We start from the raw sequence: 20,204 nt of genomic DNA, 5'->3' as shown, positions 1-20,204 counted from the left end.
AATGAAAATCATTGATGCGCACATGCACTTGTCTCATATTGCTTCGTTTAAGGAAACGGCCGACAACCGCTCGTTCGTCGATTACTCCGTTGACGGGCTGCTGCGCGAATACGCCGAGAACGGCGTCGTGCTTGGCATCGGCATGGGGGTAACGGAGACCGCCGCCGGAGGCTTCCCCGACCGGGAAGCCCCGACGCCGATGGGACTTGATATGGTGGACTCGTATCCGGGGCAGATCGTATACTGCCCCGGCGTTAACCCGTTCAAGCTGGGCAACGCCGGACTGGATGAGCTGGAGCGAGCGCTGCAGCGGCCGGAGGCGGTCGGGATCAAAATTTACCTCGGCTACTATCCGTACTATGCCTACGATGACGTCTACCAGCCGGTCTACGAGCTGGCGAAGCAGTACAAAGTCCCGGTCGTCTATCATACGGGCGATACGTACTCGGAGCGCGGCCTGCTGAAATATTCCCACCCGCTGACGGTGGACGAGGTTGCTGTCGCCCACCGCGACGTCAACTTTATGATCGCCCACTTCGGCGATCCATGGGTGCTGGACGGAGCCGAAATCGTCTACAAGAACCGCAACGTGTTCGCCGATTTGTCCGGCCTGATGGTCGGCGATGCCGCAGAATGCGCGCGGCTCAAGGATTCTCCGCTCTTTTTCGCCCATCTGCGCCACGCGGTGACGTACTGCGACCATTACGAGAAGATGCTGTTCGGCACGGACTGGCCGCTCGCCCCCGTGCAGCCTTATCTGCAATTCGTGCAGGAGCTGATTCCGGAGGCATATCATGAGCACGTCTTTTACAAAACTGCCCTGCAAGTGTTTCCGAAAATTGCTCCGCTCGTGGAGTAGCCGCTTATACGACGCATAAACGCTCAAAAAAATCCCCGCCTCGTCGATGGCAGCGACGGCGGGGACCAAAGATATATGTTAAGTAACGGGATCTTCTTTAGTATGCGGCCCGAAGCTTAAGCACACCTTAAAAGAAGCTCAAAATTGGATTAAAAATTAGAGCGGCTAGTCCTTATACGGATCGAACTCGTCAGCACCGGCCATGCATACGCCGATTGGCTTCAGCACATGCAGCACCTCGATCGTCTCTGCGTGGGCGTCTAACACCTCCTGAAGCTTCCGGTACACGAACGGGCTTTCGTCCGTCCCGGCTCCGCGAAGCTCGACGCCGAAGCTCCTCACGGCCTCGTGCATCTGCGTCTCCGAGATGAGGCCGCCCGAGCGGGTGCGCGTCTTCCAGTTCATTTTGCCGGCCGCTTGCGTGCGGCTCATGATTCTTCCCGCGCCGTGCACCGTGCTGTAGAAGGCCGCCCTGTTTTCCTCCGTATCCTTCCCCCGGACAATGACCGAGATGTCGCCCATACTGCCGCCGATGAATCCAAGCTGGCCGGGAGCGGACGGCGTCGCCCCTTTGCGCACGACGACCGTTTCCCGGCCGCCATGGGTCTCTTTCCACGCATAATTGTGGTGGTTATGTACCTCGAATTCCGCGTCCGCTCCCAAAATCGCCAGCACCTGACGGATGACGGCATCCCTTCCGGCATACGCGTACCGCCCGGCCAGCTTCATGGCGCGGTAATACATATCGCCAAGCTCGCTGTCCAAATCGAGCAGCACCGGCGGCTGGTCCATCTTTTCCCCCGGAGCGTTGGCCAAAAACTCCCTGCCCGCCGCAAGGTTAATAAAGCCGCTGGCTGTCTTATGGCCGAACCCGCGGCTGCCGAAGTGATTGCCGATCCACAGCCGCCCCGTCCCCGCTTCCTCGAACAAATCGACGAAATGATTCCCGCTGCCTACGGTTCCCAATTGATCGCGGGCAAGCGCCTTCAGCTTGCGGTGCTCCTGACGCCCGACCGACGAATACACCGACCAATCCGGATCGTCGAACAGCTCGTGATCCACCTTCTTGTTGCTTACACGCCCGATGCCGAACGAAACGTTCCGTGTGATGTCGTCCATGATGCGCGCCAGCCTGGGCCGGATATCCGCAGCCAGCAGGTTCGTTCGCACCGCTTTGTTCCCGCACCCGATGTCGTACCCAACGCCGGACGGCGAAATTTGTCCTTCGTAGACGATCACCCCGCCAATCGGCTGGCTGTAGCCCTTGTGGTGGTCCGCCATCAATAGCGCCTGCACGACATTTCCGTGCTCCGCGCACGTTTTTGCTTGCGCCAAGGCGCCTGCCTCCGGGTTCCCCCAGACGCGGACGCCGTCTATGATTTGATAAGCCATGCCGCCAGCTCCTTTTCCTGCAAAAGCTTCGTAATTCGTTCCTTTACTTGTTCATTCGGCTCGGAGGCGATCAGTTCCTGCAAAGCGGCTGCCACTTCCTCTCCCCAAACCGGGAGAGGCCACGCCTCCAAGCATTTCAACGCCATATTCCGGTTCATGGTTGCCGGGCTCAGCAAACCGGCGGCGATCAACTTCATCCCGTACCCCTCGAAAACATCCAGTGCCTGCAGCAGGCTTTGCAGGCATTGATGCGGCCCATACTGCTCCCCGTAGCCGATTTCGTCCTTCGGACCACTGGAAATCTCCTTCAATGGAAGATGCGCTTCCGCATAACGGACCAAGCGGTCCATCCGCTCCGGTTCATCTGTTCGCGCAAGCTCATAATACATGCCGCTCTCCAGCGGATGCTCCGGAAGCTGCCCGAATAGCTCCTCCCAGATGTCCATACGGAGCCGTTTGGCTGCATATATCGCATGCTGCCGTACCGCGCTGTCCTGCGAGCGGATACCTTCCCCTATTTTGGACGGCCATTCTTCGTCGCGGATGACGTTCTCGCACAGCCGCTTGCAGGCTTCACGCAGATCACCTGACCAGCCCCTGTCATACCGCTGCTCCCAACGCTGACCATCTTCGTTTAGAAAATCATAAACATCCGTCACAACCGACAGCTGCGCTGTGGTCACGCACATCGTCTGCGAATACCTTAGAAAATCGCTTACCGCCGATGCCGCGTCCTCATAGTCGTCGATACCTTCCGCAGGCCCACCGGACAGCAGTGCAGAGAGGATGACCCCCGCCCCGTCATACAGCTCCAGATCCACGGAGGTTTGCGACAGCGCTTCGGCCAGCCCGCCGCTACGCGCGCAGTAACAGGCCAAATATTCGTTCATGACGCTGTTGCGGCATCCATGGCGAAGCAGCCAGTCCCGAATTTCCTGCGTCTGCGGCTCCAGGCGTTCGACCAGTTGGATTTTTCCCCAGCCGTCTACAGCCTTGGCCAATTCGAACAGCGTCTCGTTGGCGTTGTCCAGACTGCCACGAATCGTGACCGCCGAATAGAGCGTAAATTCGTCATGCTTGCCCAGCGTAACGACCAGTTCCCGGTGTCTCTCGGTTTCGAACTGGCCCAACAGCGCAATCCCCAGCTTGACGACATTGCGGTGCGCCCCGGATCTTGCAAACCACTCCGCTTCCTGATAGAGATTCGGAATGACGACTCCCGGGTGCTCCCGCAGCGATTCCAGCAGCGGGTCAATGATACTTAACACATCCTCTTGCATCAGCTTGAGGTACGTGGCGCGTCTCGTTTTGGTACCCGGACTCCGGCTCTGCTTGACAAGAAGCTGCACCAGCACCTGTACCTTCGCCGTATCCGCTTGCCCTCCGGCGTGGTGGCTGAATGTCCCGTCCATGCCCCCCGCAACCCAGCGCACGGAATGCCCGGCCCAATACTCGTCGTCATCCGACAGCTCGGCATCGCTAAGGCGCCCCTGATCATTCAGCGCAGACACGATGTATTCATAGATGGAAGGCTTCCCGGCCCATGGATAAAGCGTATTTTGATTCAATCGGTTCATCATCGTTAATCACCTGTTCTCCCACACTTCGCTAAGCACGGTACGGAACAGTCTGTCAAGCTCGCCAGCCTGTCCGCCTTCGGCGCTTTTCAAATGAACGGCCGCGCGCTCGAAATGATTCATTTTTTGTTCCAAATACTCGTTGATGGGGTTGATTCTCGGCTCGTAGTCCATTTCGTCTCCCGCCATTTTGCGTTCTACCAGCTCGCGGATTACTTTTTTCAGCTCGCTGCCCTCCGGCACCAAGCGGTCCACCAGCATATCGAACTCCATCGGCGGCATCGCGTTAAACCGCTCGATCCATTCGCAGGCCAGAACCGGGCGAAGCACGTAAAAATATTTTTTGATCTTGACCTGCTCCCCTTGCAAGTATTCGCGGTAATTGCCCTTCGCCATATTCAGATAGTGATACATGCATGATTTCGGGGAAAAGGTCAGCGGTGAGATACTGCGAATACGCTCCGCCGCAGAATATTTTTCAAAGTACGGGATCGGCGATTGCAGCCATTCCAGCAGCGGTGGGTTCGATTTGCGGAATAAGTTCAGCGCCTTCTTTAAATCCCAGCCGTTGATATCGAGCTTGTCGCTAATCGGCCGCTCGATCACGTCCCGTTGATCGAATATGGATAAATACCACTCGACAGGCCGGACGTATAGAAAACGGACATCGTAGTCGCTGTCTTTTGACGGGAATCCCCACGCCCGGCTGCCGGATTCGCAGGCGTACAGGATGCGCACCTGCTCCTGCCGCTCGATGTGGCACAGTTCTTCTAATATAGGTTGACGAAAGTCGGTCATCGCGGTTTTCCCTCCTTGGATCGAGATGGTGGTAACGGAAAAAGCCATCGACCTCAGCGGTCCATGGCCCGATGTTCTTATAGATGGTTTTACGGTGTGCGCGTAAAATGTCATCCGAATAGGACCGATGAGATGAAAATGGATCGTTACTTTTCGCCTCCGCCAAGCTCCATGGCGTCGATCTTCCCGGTCATGTCCGAGTAGCCCTGTACCGCTTGCGCAATATAGGACAACACCGTATCGCTCCAGCCGTAAATATAGAACGTGTTCCGGTCGGCCGGAGGCGCCATCGCATAGCGGTACGGCGCAATGTCGACGATGAACGCCTTGACGTGCGGGTTCACCTTGGCGCGGTATTTTGCCAGTTCGGCGTAAAACGGGCTGCCGCTGTTCTGCTGCTCATCCGTAATGATGATGATCTGATCGACCCGCTTGTTTTCGTAAAACAGCTTGCGCACAGGGGCGCCGGTATCGGTTCCGCCGCGGGAACGGATGCGCTCCGCCTGCGTCAAAATGCTGTCGTGACGAGACGGCTTGGCGTCCGTCACTTCCGTATCGAACAACCAGAACAACGAGTTCCCCTGTGTTTTCTTGTACAGCGCCAAGGCGAATACGGACCCGATCTGCAAATATTCCCCTTGCATGGAACCGGAAATATCGAGGAAAATCGCCGTGTTCTCGCCGATCTCCGGCAAGTTCGCGAACGTCAGCTCCACCGCCGCCCGAAGCGCGTCGCGCAGCTCCGGACGCTCTACCTCCCGGAACGCCTTGGCGAACCGGAACGGCAAAATTTTCGCTTTGCGCAGCGCCTCGGCATTCGTCAGACGCTCCACCGCGAACGCCAGGTTCGCTTTCTTCTCGAACACGCCCGCGCGATCCAGCGCGTTCAAATGGCGCAGCAGCGCGAACGTAGGCATCTGGCGCAGCAATGCCTCCCACACGGCCTTGGACGGCTTGATCGCGCCCGTCACCGTTTCGTACGGCAGCTTTCCGCGTTCGATGCAGGCGAGCTGCTCGGCTTCGCTTCTCGCCCGCTTCAATTGCTCCAGCGCCTCCACCTGCGGGAGCATGGCGAGACTCGTCTCCTGCCCGCGCAGGTAACGGAACAGCGCCTGCTGCTTGAGATCGGCCGGCTTCGGATGCGACGTCGCAATCGCGTCGCCCAAGCTGAACCCGCGTCCCCGGCCGTTGTACTTCAGCACCCAGTATTCGGACACCCCGGAGAGGAAGCGGGCCACCTGCCGTTTCACGGCCCGGCCGCCCTGCCCGCGGCCAAATCCCCGCAGGATCGTCAGGAAGTCGGACAAATCGGAAGGAATCCGGACCACTTGGTCAAATACCTTGGCGAACAAATCTGGACGGTAAGACGACAGTATGGCGAGTCCGACCAGCGGCTGCAGCCGCATGAATCCCTCGTTGCGGGCGAACACCAGCGCTTTGGCCATAAATTGCGGGTTCTGCTGGGCCATTTCGTGATGCAGCTCAAGCGCATCCTTCAGCAGCTCGTTTTGATCGGCGTAAAACGTATTTCCGAGCGTATTGGTCAACAGCGTCTGCACGTACTGCTCTTCGGCCGAACGCGCATAAGCAGGGAATCCGTCTTTGTTATGTGTCGTCGGCAGCATCGCGCCGAACATTTTTTTAGCGAAACTCATGGTTGGGGACCTCCTTTTTGCGTAGCAAAAAACTGCTTCGTAAGCATATTCTTAGTTTTTGCCGGAGCAAAAACGGCTTCATCATAGACCCGGCGAGGAAAAGTGAGGAAGGTTGGCGCAGGACTCGAACCTGCCGTATTGCCCAATAGTCTTTTGGCCGCTTGGATGCGAAGGAACCCTCCCCGGCGCCTCGCCGTACTATTAACTTATTAAGATCGAAGCGAGGGAAAAACGAAAAGGCGCATGGCGTCTCTGACGCCCGGCTTTTGCCGTCAATTCTTTTCCCATAAAGTCGAAGGAGCCCTTTCAAGCGCCTCGCTTCGGTATTCCTATGTTGAAGATCTCCGAGGAAGTGGGCGGAAAGGTACAATAACTGCTCTACCATCTGAGCTATTCCGCCGTATAGCGGAAGCCGGACTCGAACCGGCGACCTGTCGCTTAAGAGGCGAAGTAACCCTTCCAAGCGCCTCGGTGATCTTTTGCCGTAAAGCTTTTGCCTTTTGGCGTCGGCCTTACGTGTATTATCATCGCTTATTTTCCGCCCCGCGAACATGGCGAAAGTATTACGACGAGAGAGAAAGTTTTCCTTTTTCTCCAATTCCCTTCCCTGTTACAATAAAAGGAACAGCTACGAAAGCGGAGGTTGTCCATGGCCAGAGAAAGCTTCGATAAAGAAATTCAGTTTTTGCGCATGCTGGTGCTGACCAGCGGCGCCTACAGCCGCCAGCAATTCGCGCAGCGGCTCGGCATCTCCGTACATACCTTCGACAAAACGATCCGGCGGCTGAAGGACATCGTAAACACGGTGTATCAGCAGCTCCCGCAGGAGCAGGGCAAAGAATTCGCCGAAACGCTCCGCTTCAGCTACTACGAGTCCGCAGACCCGATGCTGCTGTTCTTATACCGCGCCAAGTCGCTCAAGGAATCGGAAAGCTACCGGCTGTCGCTGCTGCTCGCCGCCATGCAGGAGGAAGCGCGGACCGTCATGGAGCTGCTCGATGCGTGCTGCAGCGATCTTCCCGCGGAGCTTCCGCTGCCCGACGAGAAAACGATTCGCTCGGACCTGAAGTATTTGGAGGAAGTCGGCGTTATCGTAAAAGAGCACGGAGGAAGGCCATACCGGTACCGCGTTCACGACCGGCTCGTCAAAGACCTGACCTTCGAGGAGCTTCTCGATCTCTACGATTACGTTGACATTATGGCGAATACGCAGGTGCCGTCCGTTCAAGGCTATCTTTTGCGGGATAGCGTGAAGAAGGCTTTGCAGCAAGCAGGCAACGCGGAAAATGTCACCGGAGAGCCTTTTCTGTACAAGTACCATTATTACTCGCGCATTCTGGACGAAGCGCATTTGTTCACTTTGCTTGGAGCCATCCGTCAGCGCCGAAAGGTGCGGTTCCTTTATTTCTCGCCCAGGACGCGCAAAAGCTACGCCTCGAAAAATACGAATCCGCTGTTCGAACGCGAAACCGAGGGAAAAGAGGTCGTGATCCTGCCGCTTAAGGTGATCTACGATCATCAATACGGCCGGTGGTATTTGCTTGGCTCGGAAAGCCGGCAAGGGATCGTGAAGTTCCGTTTGGAAGGCTTGACACAACTGAACGAAGACGAGGCCGTATCCGAGGAAACGTTCAGCGAGAAGCTGCACCTGTTGGAGGAAAAAACCCGCTACAGTTGGCTTATCGATACGGGAAAGCCGCTTACGGTGCGGGTGCGGTTTTTCAGTCCGGAGGCTCCGCAGCCCAATTTTGTCAAGGAGCGCGTGCTGCTCCAAGGGCAGTGGGGACAAATTACGGAAGAAGACGAAGCTTCCTTTATCTATGAAATCAAGGTGCACGGGACGACCGAGATCAAGCCTTGGCTGCGCAGCTTCGGCTCCAGCTGTGAAGTACTCGCGCCGGAGCATCTGCGTCGGGAGCTGATTGAGGAGTGGAAGGAGATCGCAGCGTATTATGAATCCGTTTGAAAAAATTTTTAATTACCAGGTCATGTCCCGCCTCCACGAAACGGGCACGCTCGCCGTCACCTCCCATGAGCGGACATGGCTCAAAGCGATGCTGGAGCATCCGGCGTCGGAGCAAGCTTTTACACCCGAGACGCTGGAGAAGCTGCAAAGTATGCTCGATGGCGACTCGGCGCTGGATATGAAGGAAGGCTTCGGGGAAAAGGCCAAAAGCCGGGAGCATCAGGTCTACCATCCGCTCTTGCGCCCCTTGCGGCGGATCATGCTGAGGAAAAACGGCATACTCGTCAACCACCGGATCAGAGACGGACGAATGTTCGAGGAGCAGCTTGGCTTTCCGTTCAAGCTGGAATATTCGATGGTCAAGCGGGAATGGTATTTGATTTGGTATCATCTTCGGCATCGGGCGCTGATGAATACAAAGCTGCAGCATATCGTGGGGCTTGTAGAACAACCGGTTTCGGCAGAGGAAGCCGCTGCTGTCGAAGCGGACATCAACCGCATGCTGGAGGGCCGGAAGGAATCGGCGGTCATCGAGGTGGTGCGCGAGTATAATAATGAGCTCTCCCGCATCCTCTACGCCTTCTCGTGCTTCGAAAAGCAGGTCGGGTACGACGACGCAGCTGACTGCTACACGATCCGGCTGACATTCCTCGGGGACGAGAGCGAATATGTTTTGTCCAAGCTGCGCTTTCTCGGCAAGCGGGTCCGGGTGGTCGAAGGCGACAAGCTCAAGCGGCGCATGCGGGAATCGGCGGCCAAGGCGCTGAACCGGTACGGGGTAACGGAGGAGCCGCAGGTTGTTCTGTGAGCGGCGGCAGACCGGGTCTTGCTCGGGCCTCGGCCCGAGCCGGTCGGCAGCATAGTGACGCCACTGTTAGGATGACGCGTCGGGCGTCGGATCGATCTGTCGGGAAATCGAGGGACATCCTTCTGAGGCCGGAGGACATTAGAGCGCTGGTGATCTGGATGGCGCGTGAGGAGCTCTCGATGATGCTGAATGGCTCCAGGCTCTTATAATGCGCTAGACGCCCGACGGATGCTCTTTGACGCCTATGATGCGCTAGATGCCCGATGACAACATCTCTACAATGCTGCTATGTGGCGCTCGATGACACTTCACACTGTGACCTCAATGTGCATTTGGAAGTGACTTTTCAACTCACAGTGCTCGATTACCTCCGATGGAAACCTACTCCATGCGGCCATTCGTAAGCAATGCTGCAATCTTTATCTCAGTAGCGACCTTCGCAAAACCAATAGAGGAACCCAGATGCGCTAAAATACTTCCAATAGCCCTATTCTGAAAAATAGAGGAACTCAGGTGCGCAATTATCCCGGCTCGACGGCAAAAGCCGGTGAATCTGGCATCATTCGCCAGAATAGAGGCACCAAGTTCCTCTATCGCCCCCGGCAACGAGCAAAACAGCCAAATAACGAACGCCAGTTCCTCTATCCTTGGAAGTCTCTCCCTGCAATCCGTCATCCAAGACCCATCATCCAAGAGAAATCAAAGCCGCGCAGGGCTTAACAAACTCGCATACAGCAGCGCAGCGCCAAACGCAAGCTTGGGATTCGCGTGCACCGAATCCGAATCCCAAGCCCGCCGCCCTATGAGCGCACAACTTTGCCCGCGAACGATATCTACAGCGGCCAATTGCGAAATGGAGCAAAAAGCTCCGCTCCAACAGCATCACGGCAAGTCGTGCTAACACTTCCACCAAACGAACCGAAAAAGGAGCTGTCCCGATGTACGCAATTCATTGGCCTAATGTGATTTTGTTCGCTCTTCTTTTCCTGGCCTTTCCGATCTATGTCGTTTATCGACTGCAAACGATCTCCCGCAAGCTATCCCGTATCGAGCAGCAGCTTCTCGATCAGAAGCGGGCAGAGCTCAAGGCGGACAACGCCCGCATCGCAAAAACGCAAGAGCCCCCCACCGCCTAAAGGCAACAGCCCTCAAGCGACGGGGAGCTCAGCGCATGCATCCCGGCAAAGCCGACGACTTATGTCGCCGCTACAACCTGCTTATAGTAATCATCGATGAGAATGGCCTTGCCGCCGTTCAAGCGGGATTCCTCGGCCGCGAAAGCCATCAAATGGCTGCGCACAGAAGCGCTGGCCGAGGTCAGGCTTTCCCCGCCGGCATTGCTCCGCACCTCGCGCAGGAAGCTGCGCACGATGCCGCTGTCTCCGCCGCCGTGGCCGCTGACCTGCGGCGGGATTTCAATCTCCGTCTTCTGGTGCGTCAGAAAATCCATCAGCGTAATGGTGCTCTCTTCCCCGCGAAGCTCGCCGAGCGTGCCCATGATCTGGATGCGGCGCTCCTGCTCCCGCGTGAAGCCGCACATACTGAACATCGCCGTAGCTCCGCTCGCGAATTCCATGTTGACGACCTGATGGTCGACCACGTTGTTGTCGCACTTGTAGACGCAGCGGCCGTACGGTGACTCGCGCAGGCCTTTCACGATGTTCTCGCGCGTCAGCTCCTCCGTATAATGGCGCGCCCAGGCTTTGCCTTCACCCAGGTAGAACCGGGGAGCGGAGTAAGGGCATTCCGCCTCCACCGCGCACCCGTCGATACAGTAATCCGTCGATCCGGCCGGCGCATTCCCCGAATGAAAATGCATCAGCGAGCCGAACGAGCTGACCTTCACGCAGGGCTGGTCCATCAGCCATGATAGCACATCCATGTCATGACACGATTTTGCCAGAATCATCGGACTGGATTTGTCCGAGTTGTTCCAATTGCCGCGGACGAAGCTGTGAGCGATATGCCAATAGCCCACATTTTCGTTCAACTGAATCGATACGACCTCGCCGATGCGGCCTTCCGCGATGATTTTTTTCAGCGTTGCCCAGAACGGCGTGTAGCGCAGCACATGGCAGATCGTCAGCAGCCGGTTGTTTGCCAAGGCCCTCCGTTCCATCTCCACACATTCGCGCGGGTCCGGCGACATCGGCTTTTCGAGCAGCACGTGGTATTTGAGATCCAGCGCCTGCAGCGTCGGTTCGTAGTGCATCCGGTCCTGCGTGCAGATCATGGCGATATCGGCCATCTGCGGACGGCTGAGCAGCTCCTCCCACGTCTCGAAGCAGTTTTCCCGGGAAATACCGTGCTCGGCTGCGAACTTATCCCGGCGCTCGGCGTTAGGCTCCGCGACGGCTACGAATTTCAATTCATGCGGACAATCGAGCGCGTACCGCGCATAACCGCCGGCCCCTCTCGCTCCGGCTCCGATCAAGACGGCTGTCATTGGTTTCATGCTCTCGGGCTCCTTTTTCCGAATATCGTACTCATCAACTGGCCTCAGACCTTACTGCCAGCCAACCTTGGCGTTGTTGTCCTTGATCAGCTTGTTCACTTCGTCGACGACTTCCTTGCCGCCCTTCGCCATAAACTCATCTACCATCTTGTCCCAATCGGAAAATGGCCGCTGGCCGACGATCATTTTCGTTTTCTCGTCGTTCAGGAACTGGGACAGCTCGGTCCATTTCGTGTTATATAGCGGCGACTGAACGGCCATCACGGGACTGAGATAAATTTTGGACGTCTTGAGATACGAGACCACCGATTCGTTAAACTGCTTTTCGAGCGGCGACTTCGAGCCTTTGATGAACACTTCCAAGTCTTGGTCGTTCGGCGCCCAGCCTTCGGTGTTGATGTATGCGCTCGGCGCAACGTTGGAACGGTTTTCCTTAATTGGAATCGGCACGCCGTCTTCCATTTTGTAGCCTTTGCCTTCTTTGCCGTTCAGCCAATCGTACTTTTCATTCTTCGCGTTGCGCTGGTCCGCCGGCGTGAATTCGCGGAAATAGTCCATGATTTCGAGAATGCGCTGCACTTTCTCCGGATCGTTCTTCAGCTTGGCGCTCAGCAGATACATCTTGTAGTATCCGGCCAGCGAGCGGATGCCTTGCGTGCCGTCCGGTGCTTTGAAGGCAGGGAGCGGCGCAAGCACCGCATTCGGCGCATTCTCGGCCAGCGTCTTGTAGTTGATGAGATTGCCGCCCGGCTCCTCGTACCAGATTCCGACTTTCCCGGCGTTAAACGCCTTGAACACGTCGTTGTAGTTCGTAACGGCCCAGTCTTTCTTGATCGCGCCTTCCTTGTACAGATCCGACAGAAACTTGACGACTTCCTTACTGCCTTCGCCGATGTCGGGGATGTACTGCCCGTTCTTGTCCTTTTCGTACCAAGCGCCGTAATACGGGCTGAACGTAGGGCTGTAGTAAATGTTTTTGGCCAACCCGAGGCCGATCGTATCGTCCTTGCCGTTGCCGTCCGGGTCCTGTTTGGCGAACGCGATGGCGACTTTTTTCAGCTCCTCGTAATTCGTCGGCATCGGCAGTCCCAGCTTATCAAGCCAATCTTTGCGGATGACCGGCTTTTTGCCGCCCTTGGCGTTGAAGAAGTATGGAACCGCATACACTTTGCCGTTCACCTTGAGCATATCCCAGACGTTGGAAGGCACCGGCTTAAACGAATTATATTTGTCGAGATAGTCGTTCAGCGGGAGAAAAGCGCCCTGCTTCGCCCATTTCATATAATTCGCATCTACCAGCTCCATGCCGATAACGTCCGGAATATCGCCGGAAGCCATCGTCACGCTGAGCTTCTCGTCATACGTATCCCAGGGGACATACTGCGGCTTGAAGTCGACATTGAACTTCTCGTTGATCACTTTGACCGCTTCGCTGTCCGGCCCCGGCACCGGATTTTCCCACGTGCCCGAGAACCAGGTGATCGTTATCTTTTTATTTTTGGCGTCCGCGCCGCCTTTGCCGGCGTCCGCCGCACCCGAGTTCGCTCCTCCGGAGCAAGCTGTCATACTACCCGCTACGGCGAGCGAAAGCAGAACGGAAACAGACCGTTTCATTGTCATGGATGCATATCCTCCTTAAGGTGTAATGCTATGGTACATCAGTCAAACCGAATATCCAACCCCCTAACCTTTGACCGAGCCCAACATCACCCCTTTCGCAAAATGCTTTTGCAGAAACGGATACAGCACGAGAATCGGGATCGTCGACACCAGAATCGCCGCCATGCCGATCGTTTCCGCAGGTGGAACCTGCAGCCCCCGGGCCGCTTGCACCCCTTCGGACAAAATATTTCCCGCCTGGCTCAAAATCACGATCTGACGCAGCATGACCTGCACCGTCCATTTGGCCGGATCGTTCAAATATAGCAGCGCCGAGAAATACGTGTTCCAATGGGCCACGGCCGAGAACAGCCCGAAGGCGGCCAGCGCCGGCTTGGACAGCGGAAGAATGATGCGGGCATAAATTTGCAGGTCGTTGGCCCCGTCGATCAAAGCCGACTCTGTCAGCTCGTGCGGAATATTGAGAAAAAACTGCCGCATGACGATCAGATTGTACGAGTTGATGGCGACGGGAAGAATTAACGCCCAGTACGAGTTGATCAGGCCGGTGGCGCTGACGATCATGTACGTCGGGATAATGCCCGCCCCGAAGACGAACGTGAACAGGACGAGGAACAGAAACACCCGTTTACCGAGAATGTTGCGCGACAAAGCGTAAGCCATCATCGAAGTCAGCAGCAGGTTGACGAACGTGCCCACGACGGTGACGAAGACGGTCACGCCAAGCGAACGCACGAACGAATCCGATTGAAAAATATAGGCGTACGCATCGAGTACAAAGCTGGTCGGAACGAGCAGCAGCTCGGTCTTCACGTACTCCGAATAGGAAGTAAACGACACGATTGTCATATAGTAGAACGGGAACAGCATCAGCAGCGCGATGATCACGAGGAGCACCCCGTTGACGGCCCCGAATGCTTTTTCCTGCCATGTGCGATTACGAATCATAGCGTTGTTTGCACCTCCGTATCTTGCTTTATGCCGCAGCCGCGGGTAAGATTAGAACACGCCTTCTTCGCCGAAGCGTTTAGCCAGACGGTTCGCCCCGATAATCAGCAGCAGGCCGACGAGGGATTTGAACAAACCGACCGCGGTGGCGAAGCTGTAGTCGGATTCGGTCAGGCCCTTGACGTACACATACGTGTCGAGCACGTCGCCCACCGATTTGTTGAACGGGTTGAGCATCAGGAAAATCTGTTCGAAGCCCGAATCGAGCACGCTGCCGAGCCGCAAAATAAGCAAAATCACAATCGTGCTGCGAATCGCAGGCAGCGTAATGTGCCAGATTTGCCGCCAGCGGTTGGCCCCGTCGATGACGGCTGCTTCATACTGGCTCGGATCTACGGCGGCCAGTGCCGCGAGGAAGAGGATCGTGCCCCAGCCGGATTCCTTCCAGATCACTTCGAGCACGACGAGAGGCATGAACCAGCCCGGCTCTTGCAGGAAGGCAACGGGTCCGATACCGAACAATACGTGCAGCAGCTTGTTCACCAGGCCTTCGGACTGGAGGAACACCGTGACCATGCCGATCACGACGACCCAAGAAATGAAGTGCGGCAGGTAGACGATCGATTGAATGAGGCGCTTGAACCATTCGCGGCGCACCTCGTTGAGCATCACGGCGAGTACGATCGGCACCGGAAAGGCGAAGGCAATTTGCAGCAAGGACAAGTACAGCGTGTTCCAGAGCACCCGCAGCACTTCCTTGTCCTGGAAGATGCGTTCAAAGTGCTTCAGTCCGACCCACTCGCTGCCCCAGAAGCCTTGAAATGCGCTATAATCTTGAAAAGCCATCATATTTCCGGCCATGGGCAAGTACTTGTATACGATAAAATACACTAGGCCCGGGAACAGCAGCAGATACAAGTAACGCTCTTTCCACATCCGGGTCAACAGCAGTTGCCGGCGCGAGCTGCCCGATAAGGACTCCGCTGTCATGCGGGAAGAGCCCGGATCGGGCGATGCCTTGGCTGTGAATTCCGTTTCCATAAGAAAACTCCTTTCTCGGTTTCATTGAGACTAGCGGCAGGTTCGCATCCGTTATCTTGGAACCGCTTCCAGTCTATTTTGAGACTTATGGGCCTGCCCCCATCCCGGGGTTGTAATGTTATAATATAGTGAGAATTCGTCTCCGAAAACCGTCGCTATTGCCGTTTTATCACAGTTTTCGGGATTTTCGTAAATCAGTGAAGCATTCGAAAAACAGACATATTTGCATCCGAGCCACTGCACGAAGGGAGAAAACCGCCTTTGCCAAGCATCCTCCGCATCAAAATGAAAGCGCGTTCCGTCTTCTTTAAGCTGTTGCTCAGCTTTCTTGGGGTGATCGTTCTACTGGTCATCTTCGAGCTTCTGACCTATGGAGTTTTCCGGCAAAGCCTTCGCGATGAAATCATAAAATATAACACGGTCAATCTCACGAACACGACAAACGATTTCGAGCAGCATTTTGAGCTGCTGGAGAATACGATGCTGAATTTGTACCTGAACCCGCGGCTGCAGGAGCTGAACAGCAAGCCTTATCTCGATTACGTGGCGGCCAACAAGGTGACGGACTATCTCAGCAACACCGTATCGAATCAGGCGCTGTACTTGAACAATCTGTTCGTGTACGACGTTAAGCATTCGCTTTTGTTAGAAAAATCGCGAGGCGCGAGCCCCGAATCCATGTTCACCGAATATTACGTCAATCCCGTATATACCTATACCTTCTGGAAAAAGCAATTCGAGCAGGCTAGCCCGATGACGATCTATCCGGCTGCTTCCTACCTGAGAAACGACTCGCCGGGCGATACGACCGGTCCGGTCTGGCCCATGCTGGTCAAAAGCCGGTTTTATCCGGATTTCATGATGCTGGCTTTTGTCGATGCGGACCGGATGTTTCAAGCGTTCCATCGCTCGGTCAACGACAACTTTTACGTCTTGGACGCAAGCGGCCGTCTGCTGTTCGCTTCGGGCTCTGCAGCCGATGAGCCTCTGCCTGCTCTGCCCCCGGGACAAGATTGGGTGAAGGCGGATAACCAGTACTTCTTCTACACCACCGGACCGAAAACCGGATTCACCTATGTGAATCTCGTGCCGGACGGCCATATTTCGTCCCAATTGATCAAGCTGAATCTGACCTTCGTCGCCGTACTGCTCGTCGCCATCGCGGCCAGTGTCACGGTATCCGTCTTGTTCACCGTCCGGTTCAACAATCCGGTCCAGCGCATCGTCGACTCGATCAAAAGCTTGAACGAGCAGGACACCGTGCCCCGGCACGACAACGAATTCGAGCTCATTCGCGGCAATATTGGCTTTTTGCTCCAACAGCGGCATTTGCGGCATCAGGATCTGGAGGAGAAGCATGCGCTGCTGCGCTATCACAGCTATATGAACAAGCTGAAAAAAATCCGCGGGCTGCCGGTCACCGGTGCGGATCAATTAGGCGAACAAAAGCCGTTTCAGGTCGTTCTGTTCCATCTCTCGTTCAATCACCCGTTTCACACGGAAATTCAAGCGGAAGAGGAACGTGCCGCCTCGTACATTCGCGAATACATCAACCATGTCGTCACGAAGGAGCTGGAAGGGTCGCTCACGTTCCAAATCGAGCGAAACCAGATTTTATCGATCGTGCATCCTGAGCCGGGAGAAGAAGACCGCTTGCGCACGACGCTGGACGGCATCGTTGGCGTGCTGAGCACGGACAAAGCCTACTGTTTCGTCACGATTGCCGTCAGCCCGCTGCATGCACACACCGCTGACCTGACCGACGCCTACGAAGAGGCGCTGGAGATGATCCGCCACCGGCCGTTCGACGACGAGACGGTCGTGCTTGAAGCCCCGAGCATCCCGCAAGAGCCGTTCGTTGTGCCCGATGCGCTGATGCAGGAAATTAAAGCGAACTTGCAGGCGGGGAACGCCGCGAACGTGCTGCAGGTATTGCGGCGCCTCATGGGGCAGATGGAGAAAAGAAAGGCCGACGCACTCGCCTACCGCGAGTTTGCCCGCGAAATTACGCACAAAACGACCCGGCTGCTGCATGGCATGGGGCTGGACAGCGCAAAATTAACGGACCTTGAGCCTGAGCAGCTCCATACCGTCTCCAAGCTGGACCGTTATTTCGAAGCGATGATCGGCGAAGCCTGCCGGCGCGTCAACAATAAAAAGGAAGCGGCCGACCCGATTATTACCGGAGCGACCGCTTATGTGACGGAGCGATATACGGAAGATATTACGCTGGATCTCGTCGCCTCTTGGCTCAACATTACGGGAGGATACTTGTCCACTTATTTTAAAGAAAAAACAGGCATCAACTTCCTCGATTTTGTGAACGATGTGCGCATCGGCAAGGCGAAAGAACTGCTGCGGCAGACCGATCTGCGCATTCAGGATGTCGCCGGGCAGGTCGGTTACCAGAACATGAACTCGTTCAACCGGATGTTCAAGAAGATTACCGGCGTTACGCCGAGCGAGTACCGGCGGTCGGGGACGCAGATGTAGGCGAGCCGGGGTTCCGGCCGCCTTCCGGGCAATGGCGCCTGCGAAAGCGGCCGGATTTTCATGTCAGAGGTCGTCCGGGATATCCAATCCGGCCCTCTCGGCCTGTTGAACATGGTATTTCGCCAAGCTCTCATCCGCGAATTCCTTTTCGTTCCGGTAGATTCGAGCCAGCTCGATATGGGCATGCGGGTAATCTCTTTCCAAAGCGACGTTAAAATAACCGATAGCCGCGGCGGGATCTTTGGCTGCACCCAAGCCTTGACTGTATACGATTCCTAAGTTATAGGCCCCCACATTGCTGCCCGCTTCGTAAGCCTGACGGTAATAATACAGCGCCTTTTCGTGATTCCCTTGATAATCGTACAAGTAACCAAGCCACCCAAAATTCGGCGAGCCCAAGGCTTCGCCCTGCTCATAATGCCAGAGCGCTTTATCCAAATCCTGCGGCACCAGTTCCCCCTCAAAATAGACGGAGCCCAGATTGTTGTGGGCCAGCCCAAGACCTTGCTCTACGGCTTGGCCAAACCAGTACAGCGCCTTGTCCGCATCGGGGTCCGTCCCAATGCCTTGCTGGTAGCAACAGCCCAGACCGTTCATCGCATAGAGATTACCTGCCGCTGCCCCCTTCTCGTACCAGTAAAAGGCTTTATCATTATCGATATAGCCTTCCTCCGTATAATACATCTGCGCTAGGTTATTCATCGAGGGGGCATAGCCTTTCTCGGCCGCCAGGGTATCGTATTCGATCGCTTTGTCATAATCGCCTGAGTCATAGGCCAGCACGCCCAGGCTGTACAAAACTTCTACGGACGTATATTCGTCTACGCCGCCGGGATCGGGGCTGCCCGCTTTGGCATAAGCCAGCAGGCGCTTGCGTACGTCGGCATCAAAATAATAGTTATAATAAGTATCCTCGGCATCCTCCAGCACCTCGGCTTTATCGGCCCTCGCTAGCCCGTATTGCCCTACCGTATAAACTTCAGAGCCTTTAAAGGCATAAGCAAAACCGTCAATCGGCGCTTTCCGCGCTACAAGATCGAATTCATAGTCGCTCAGCCGCTTTTCGGGCGAATAGGCGATGCTCCATAACCCGTTGCGCTTCAACGCGAAGGCACCCTCATGCAGCCACATGATGTCCTCGTAATCGTCCAAAGGAAATAACCACGAAGGCTCGTCCGGGTCCCCGTTAAAAATACCTTTTTGCCCGTCCTTTTGCGCCAGCACCAGGTTGCTCGACATGGAATCAACGACGGCTTGCAAATCGATCAGAGCATCGTATTCATAAGGCAGCAGCAGGCTTTCCTGCCGCTTGCCGAAGGCACCGTGCTTTTTACCTTTGCGCAGGATAAGCAGATTCGGGAAATGGGTTTGCCGGTTCAGCTTATCGAAGCCCGACACGCAGACGGTGCCGTCTTTTTTGTACAAGGTGTGGTGATTGGCATCCTTGTGCGGCTTGACCAGAATAAGCCCCTCGCCGATCGGCTCCACCGCAGTTAACGGAAAGTCTCCGATATAGCTCCAAGATTCGTTGAAGATTTTGCGGTTTTTTCTCCCTTTCACTGCCGTATGGTAGAACTCCCCGCCGAACTGGAAGGCCTCTTCATGCTTGAAGGGTACGATGACGGAGCCGGATTGATCCAGCACGCCCCAGCCGCCGTCTTTTTTCCCGGTAAAAAAAATGCCGGCCAGCGCTTCCAAGCTCTCGTACTCGGTCGGCGTCACCGTCCGGCCTTCGAGATTGATAAGTCCGAATTTATCGTCCCGTTTGACAATGGCGGAAACCGTACCGTATTCAAAATCGAAAGCATCGTCCCATACGAGCGGGATGACGATTTTCCCGGACTTATGTACATAGCCGAATTTGCCGGCCCGGGAGACCACGGCGAGATCTTCGCAGCTGAAATCGTAAAATTCGTCAAACTGCGGGATGAGCAGGATGCTGCCATCCTTATCTTTCAGGCCCCACAAGCCGTTTTCCTCAAAAATTTCCACATCCGTCTCGTCTTCATAAGGCTCCCAAATCGACGCCCAGCCGTATTCGTAATTCGGGTAATTGAGCAGCTCTTCGAACGAAGTAAAGCCGGGGCTAACATCCATGAATTCGGAATAGCGCAGCAGCGAAATGTCATCGTTGTCCATCGCCTTGGTGATGATCTCGTTGTTGTGGGCAATATTCGCCCGCCATGTTTCCGCCTGCTCGGCATGGGGGATATCGTCCATATTGAATACGTCCCAAGCATCCAGATGGAAATACGTAAGGTTTAATTTTTCGAGATAGTTCATAAGCTTCATTTTCGCTTCGGCAAAGGCTGCTTTGTCTGCAATCAGCCCTTCCTGCTTCTCCAGGAACTCGTAAAACTGTTTCAAGTTTTCGATTCCTGCACGGGCATTGTAATACAGCCCCGCGTTGTCAGGCTCCGTATGGTTGTTATAATTATTGCCGTCGATAAACCCTCCGTCGACCAAGAGAGGCTGTAACAATAGGGGCATTTCATAGCCCCATTCCATCATCATCGTATCGTCATCCCGCGCTTCCGAAGCGGTGCTGACATTATATAAATAGACTCTGTGCGACATCGCTGCTCTCCTTAG

Annotated in this window: 14 protein-coding genes; 5 read left to right on the top strand and 9 right to left on the bottom strand. The window is 55.5% G+C overall.

Annotation, left to right across the window (positions count from 1 at the left end):
- Position 1: 1 nt before the first annotated feature.
- Positions 2–859 (top strand): amidohydrolase family protein, encoded by an 858-nt coding sequence (locus tag QMG93_RS09795; RefSeq protein WP_281935833.1) that lies wholly within the window; start codon positions 2–4, stop codon positions 857–859.
- A 165-nt stretch (positions 860–1,024) separates the two neighbouring features.
- Here the strand turns inward: QMG93_RS09795 and QMG93_RS09790 are convergent, their stop codons facing one another.
- The 4 genes from QMG93_RS09790 to QMG93_RS09775 form a co-directional block, all read right to left on the bottom strand.
- Positions 1,025–2,251, bottom strand: a complete 1,227-nt coding sequence (locus tag QMG93_RS09790) for an RtcB family protein (protein WP_281935832.1) — start codon at positions 2,249–2,251, stop codon at positions 1,025–1,027.
- On the bottom strand, positions 2,233–3,831 hold the full coding sequence (locus QMG93_RS09785) for a limonene hydroxylase (protein ID WP_281935831.1): 1,599 nt from the start codon (positions 3,829–3,831) through the stop codon (positions 2,233–2,235). The genes QMG93_RS09790 and QMG93_RS09785 overlap by 19 nt, the downstream gene beginning before the upstream one ends.
- A gap of 6 nt (positions 3,832–3,837) precedes the next feature.
- Positions 3,838–4,626, bottom strand: coding sequence for a nucleotidyltransferase domain-containing protein (locus QMG93_RS09780; protein ID WP_281935829.1), 789 nt, complete (start codon positions 4,624–4,626; stop codon positions 3,838–3,840).
- Positions 4,627–4,772: 146 nt separating this feature from the next.
- A complete protein-coding gene (locus QMG93_RS09775; protein WP_281935827.1) occupies positions 4,773–6,281 on the bottom strand; it encodes a TROVE domain-containing protein in 1,509 nt (502 codons plus the stop codon).
- A gap of 649 nt (positions 6,282–6,930) precedes the next feature.
- Between QMG93_RS09775 and QMG93_RS09770 the strand changes: the two genes are divergently transcribed.
- The 3 genes from QMG93_RS09770 (at position 6,931) to QMG93_RS09760 (ending at position 10,191) form a co-directional block, all read left to right on the top strand.
- Positions 6,931–8,247, top strand: coding sequence for a helix-turn-helix transcriptional regulator (locus tag QMG93_RS09770; RefSeq protein ID WP_281935825.1), 1,317 nt, complete (start codon positions 6,931–6,933; stop codon positions 8,245–8,247).
- Positions 8,234–9,055: a WYL domain-containing protein gene (locus tag QMG93_RS09765; protein ID WP_281935823.1), complete on the top strand. Its 822-nt coding sequence runs from the start codon at positions 8,234–8,236 to the stop codon at positions 9,053–9,055. Before QMG93_RS09770 ends, QMG93_RS09765 begins: the two co-directional genes overlap by 14 nt.
- A gap of 938 nt (positions 9,056–9,993) precedes the next feature.
- Positions 9,994–10,191: a hypothetical protein gene (locus QMG93_RS09760; RefSeq protein WP_216788928.1), complete on the top strand. Its 198-nt coding sequence runs from the start codon at positions 9,994–9,996 to the stop codon at positions 10,189–10,191.
- Between the two features lie 59 nt (positions 10,192–10,250).
- Here QMG93_RS09760 and QMG93_RS09755 read toward each other — a convergent pair whose 3' ends face one another.
- The 4 genes from QMG93_RS09755 to QMG93_RS09740 form a co-directional block, all read right to left on the bottom strand.
- On the bottom strand, positions 10,251–11,510 hold the full coding sequence (locus QMG93_RS09755; protein ID WP_281935820.1) for a Gfo/Idh/MocA family protein: 1,260 nt from the start codon (positions 11,508–11,510) through the stop codon (positions 10,251–10,253).
- A gap of 51 nt (positions 11,511–11,561) precedes the next feature.
- Positions 11,562–13,130 carry an extracellular solute-binding protein gene (locus tag QMG93_RS09750; protein ID WP_281935818.1) on the bottom strand — a complete coding sequence of 523 codons (1,569 nt, stop codon included), beginning with the start codon at positions 13,128–13,130 and terminating at the stop codon, positions 11,562–11,564.
- Positions 13,131–13,193: 63 nt separating this feature from the next.
- Entirely contained in the window at positions 13,194–14,078 is an 885-nt protein-coding gene (locus QMG93_RS09745) for a carbohydrate ABC transporter permease (RefSeq protein WP_281935816.1), read from the bottom strand.
- A 51-nt stretch (positions 14,079–14,129) separates the two neighbouring features.
- Entirely contained in the window at positions 14,130–15,119 is a 990-nt protein-coding gene (locus tag QMG93_RS09740; RefSeq protein ID WP_413789279.1) for an ABC transporter permease, read from the bottom strand.
- 261 nt (positions 15,120–15,380) lie between these two features.
- Between QMG93_RS09740 and QMG93_RS09735 the strand changes: the two genes are divergently transcribed.
- A complete protein-coding gene (locus tag QMG93_RS09735; RefSeq protein WP_281935814.1) occupies positions 15,381–17,612 on the top strand; it encodes a helix-turn-helix domain-containing protein in 2,232 nt (743 codons plus the stop codon).
- A 63-nt stretch (positions 17,613–17,675) separates the two neighbouring features.
- Here QMG93_RS09735 and QMG93_RS09730 read toward each other — a convergent pair whose 3' ends face one another.
- Positions 17,676–20,189 (bottom strand): SEL1-like repeat protein, encoded by a 2,514-nt coding sequence (locus QMG93_RS09730; RefSeq protein WP_281935812.1) that lies wholly within the window; start codon positions 20,187–20,189, stop codon positions 17,676–17,678.
- Between the last annotated feature and the right edge of the window lie 15 nt (positions 20,190–20,204).

The organism is Paenibacillus tyrphae, from assembly GCF_027925525.1.
Classification (GTDB): domain Bacteria; phylum Bacillota; class Bacilli; order Paenibacillales; family NBRC-103111; genus Paenibacillus_G; species Paenibacillus_G tyrfis_B.
Note: the sequence above shows the minus strand (reverse complement) of the source record. Positions and strands in the feature narration are given on the sequence as shown.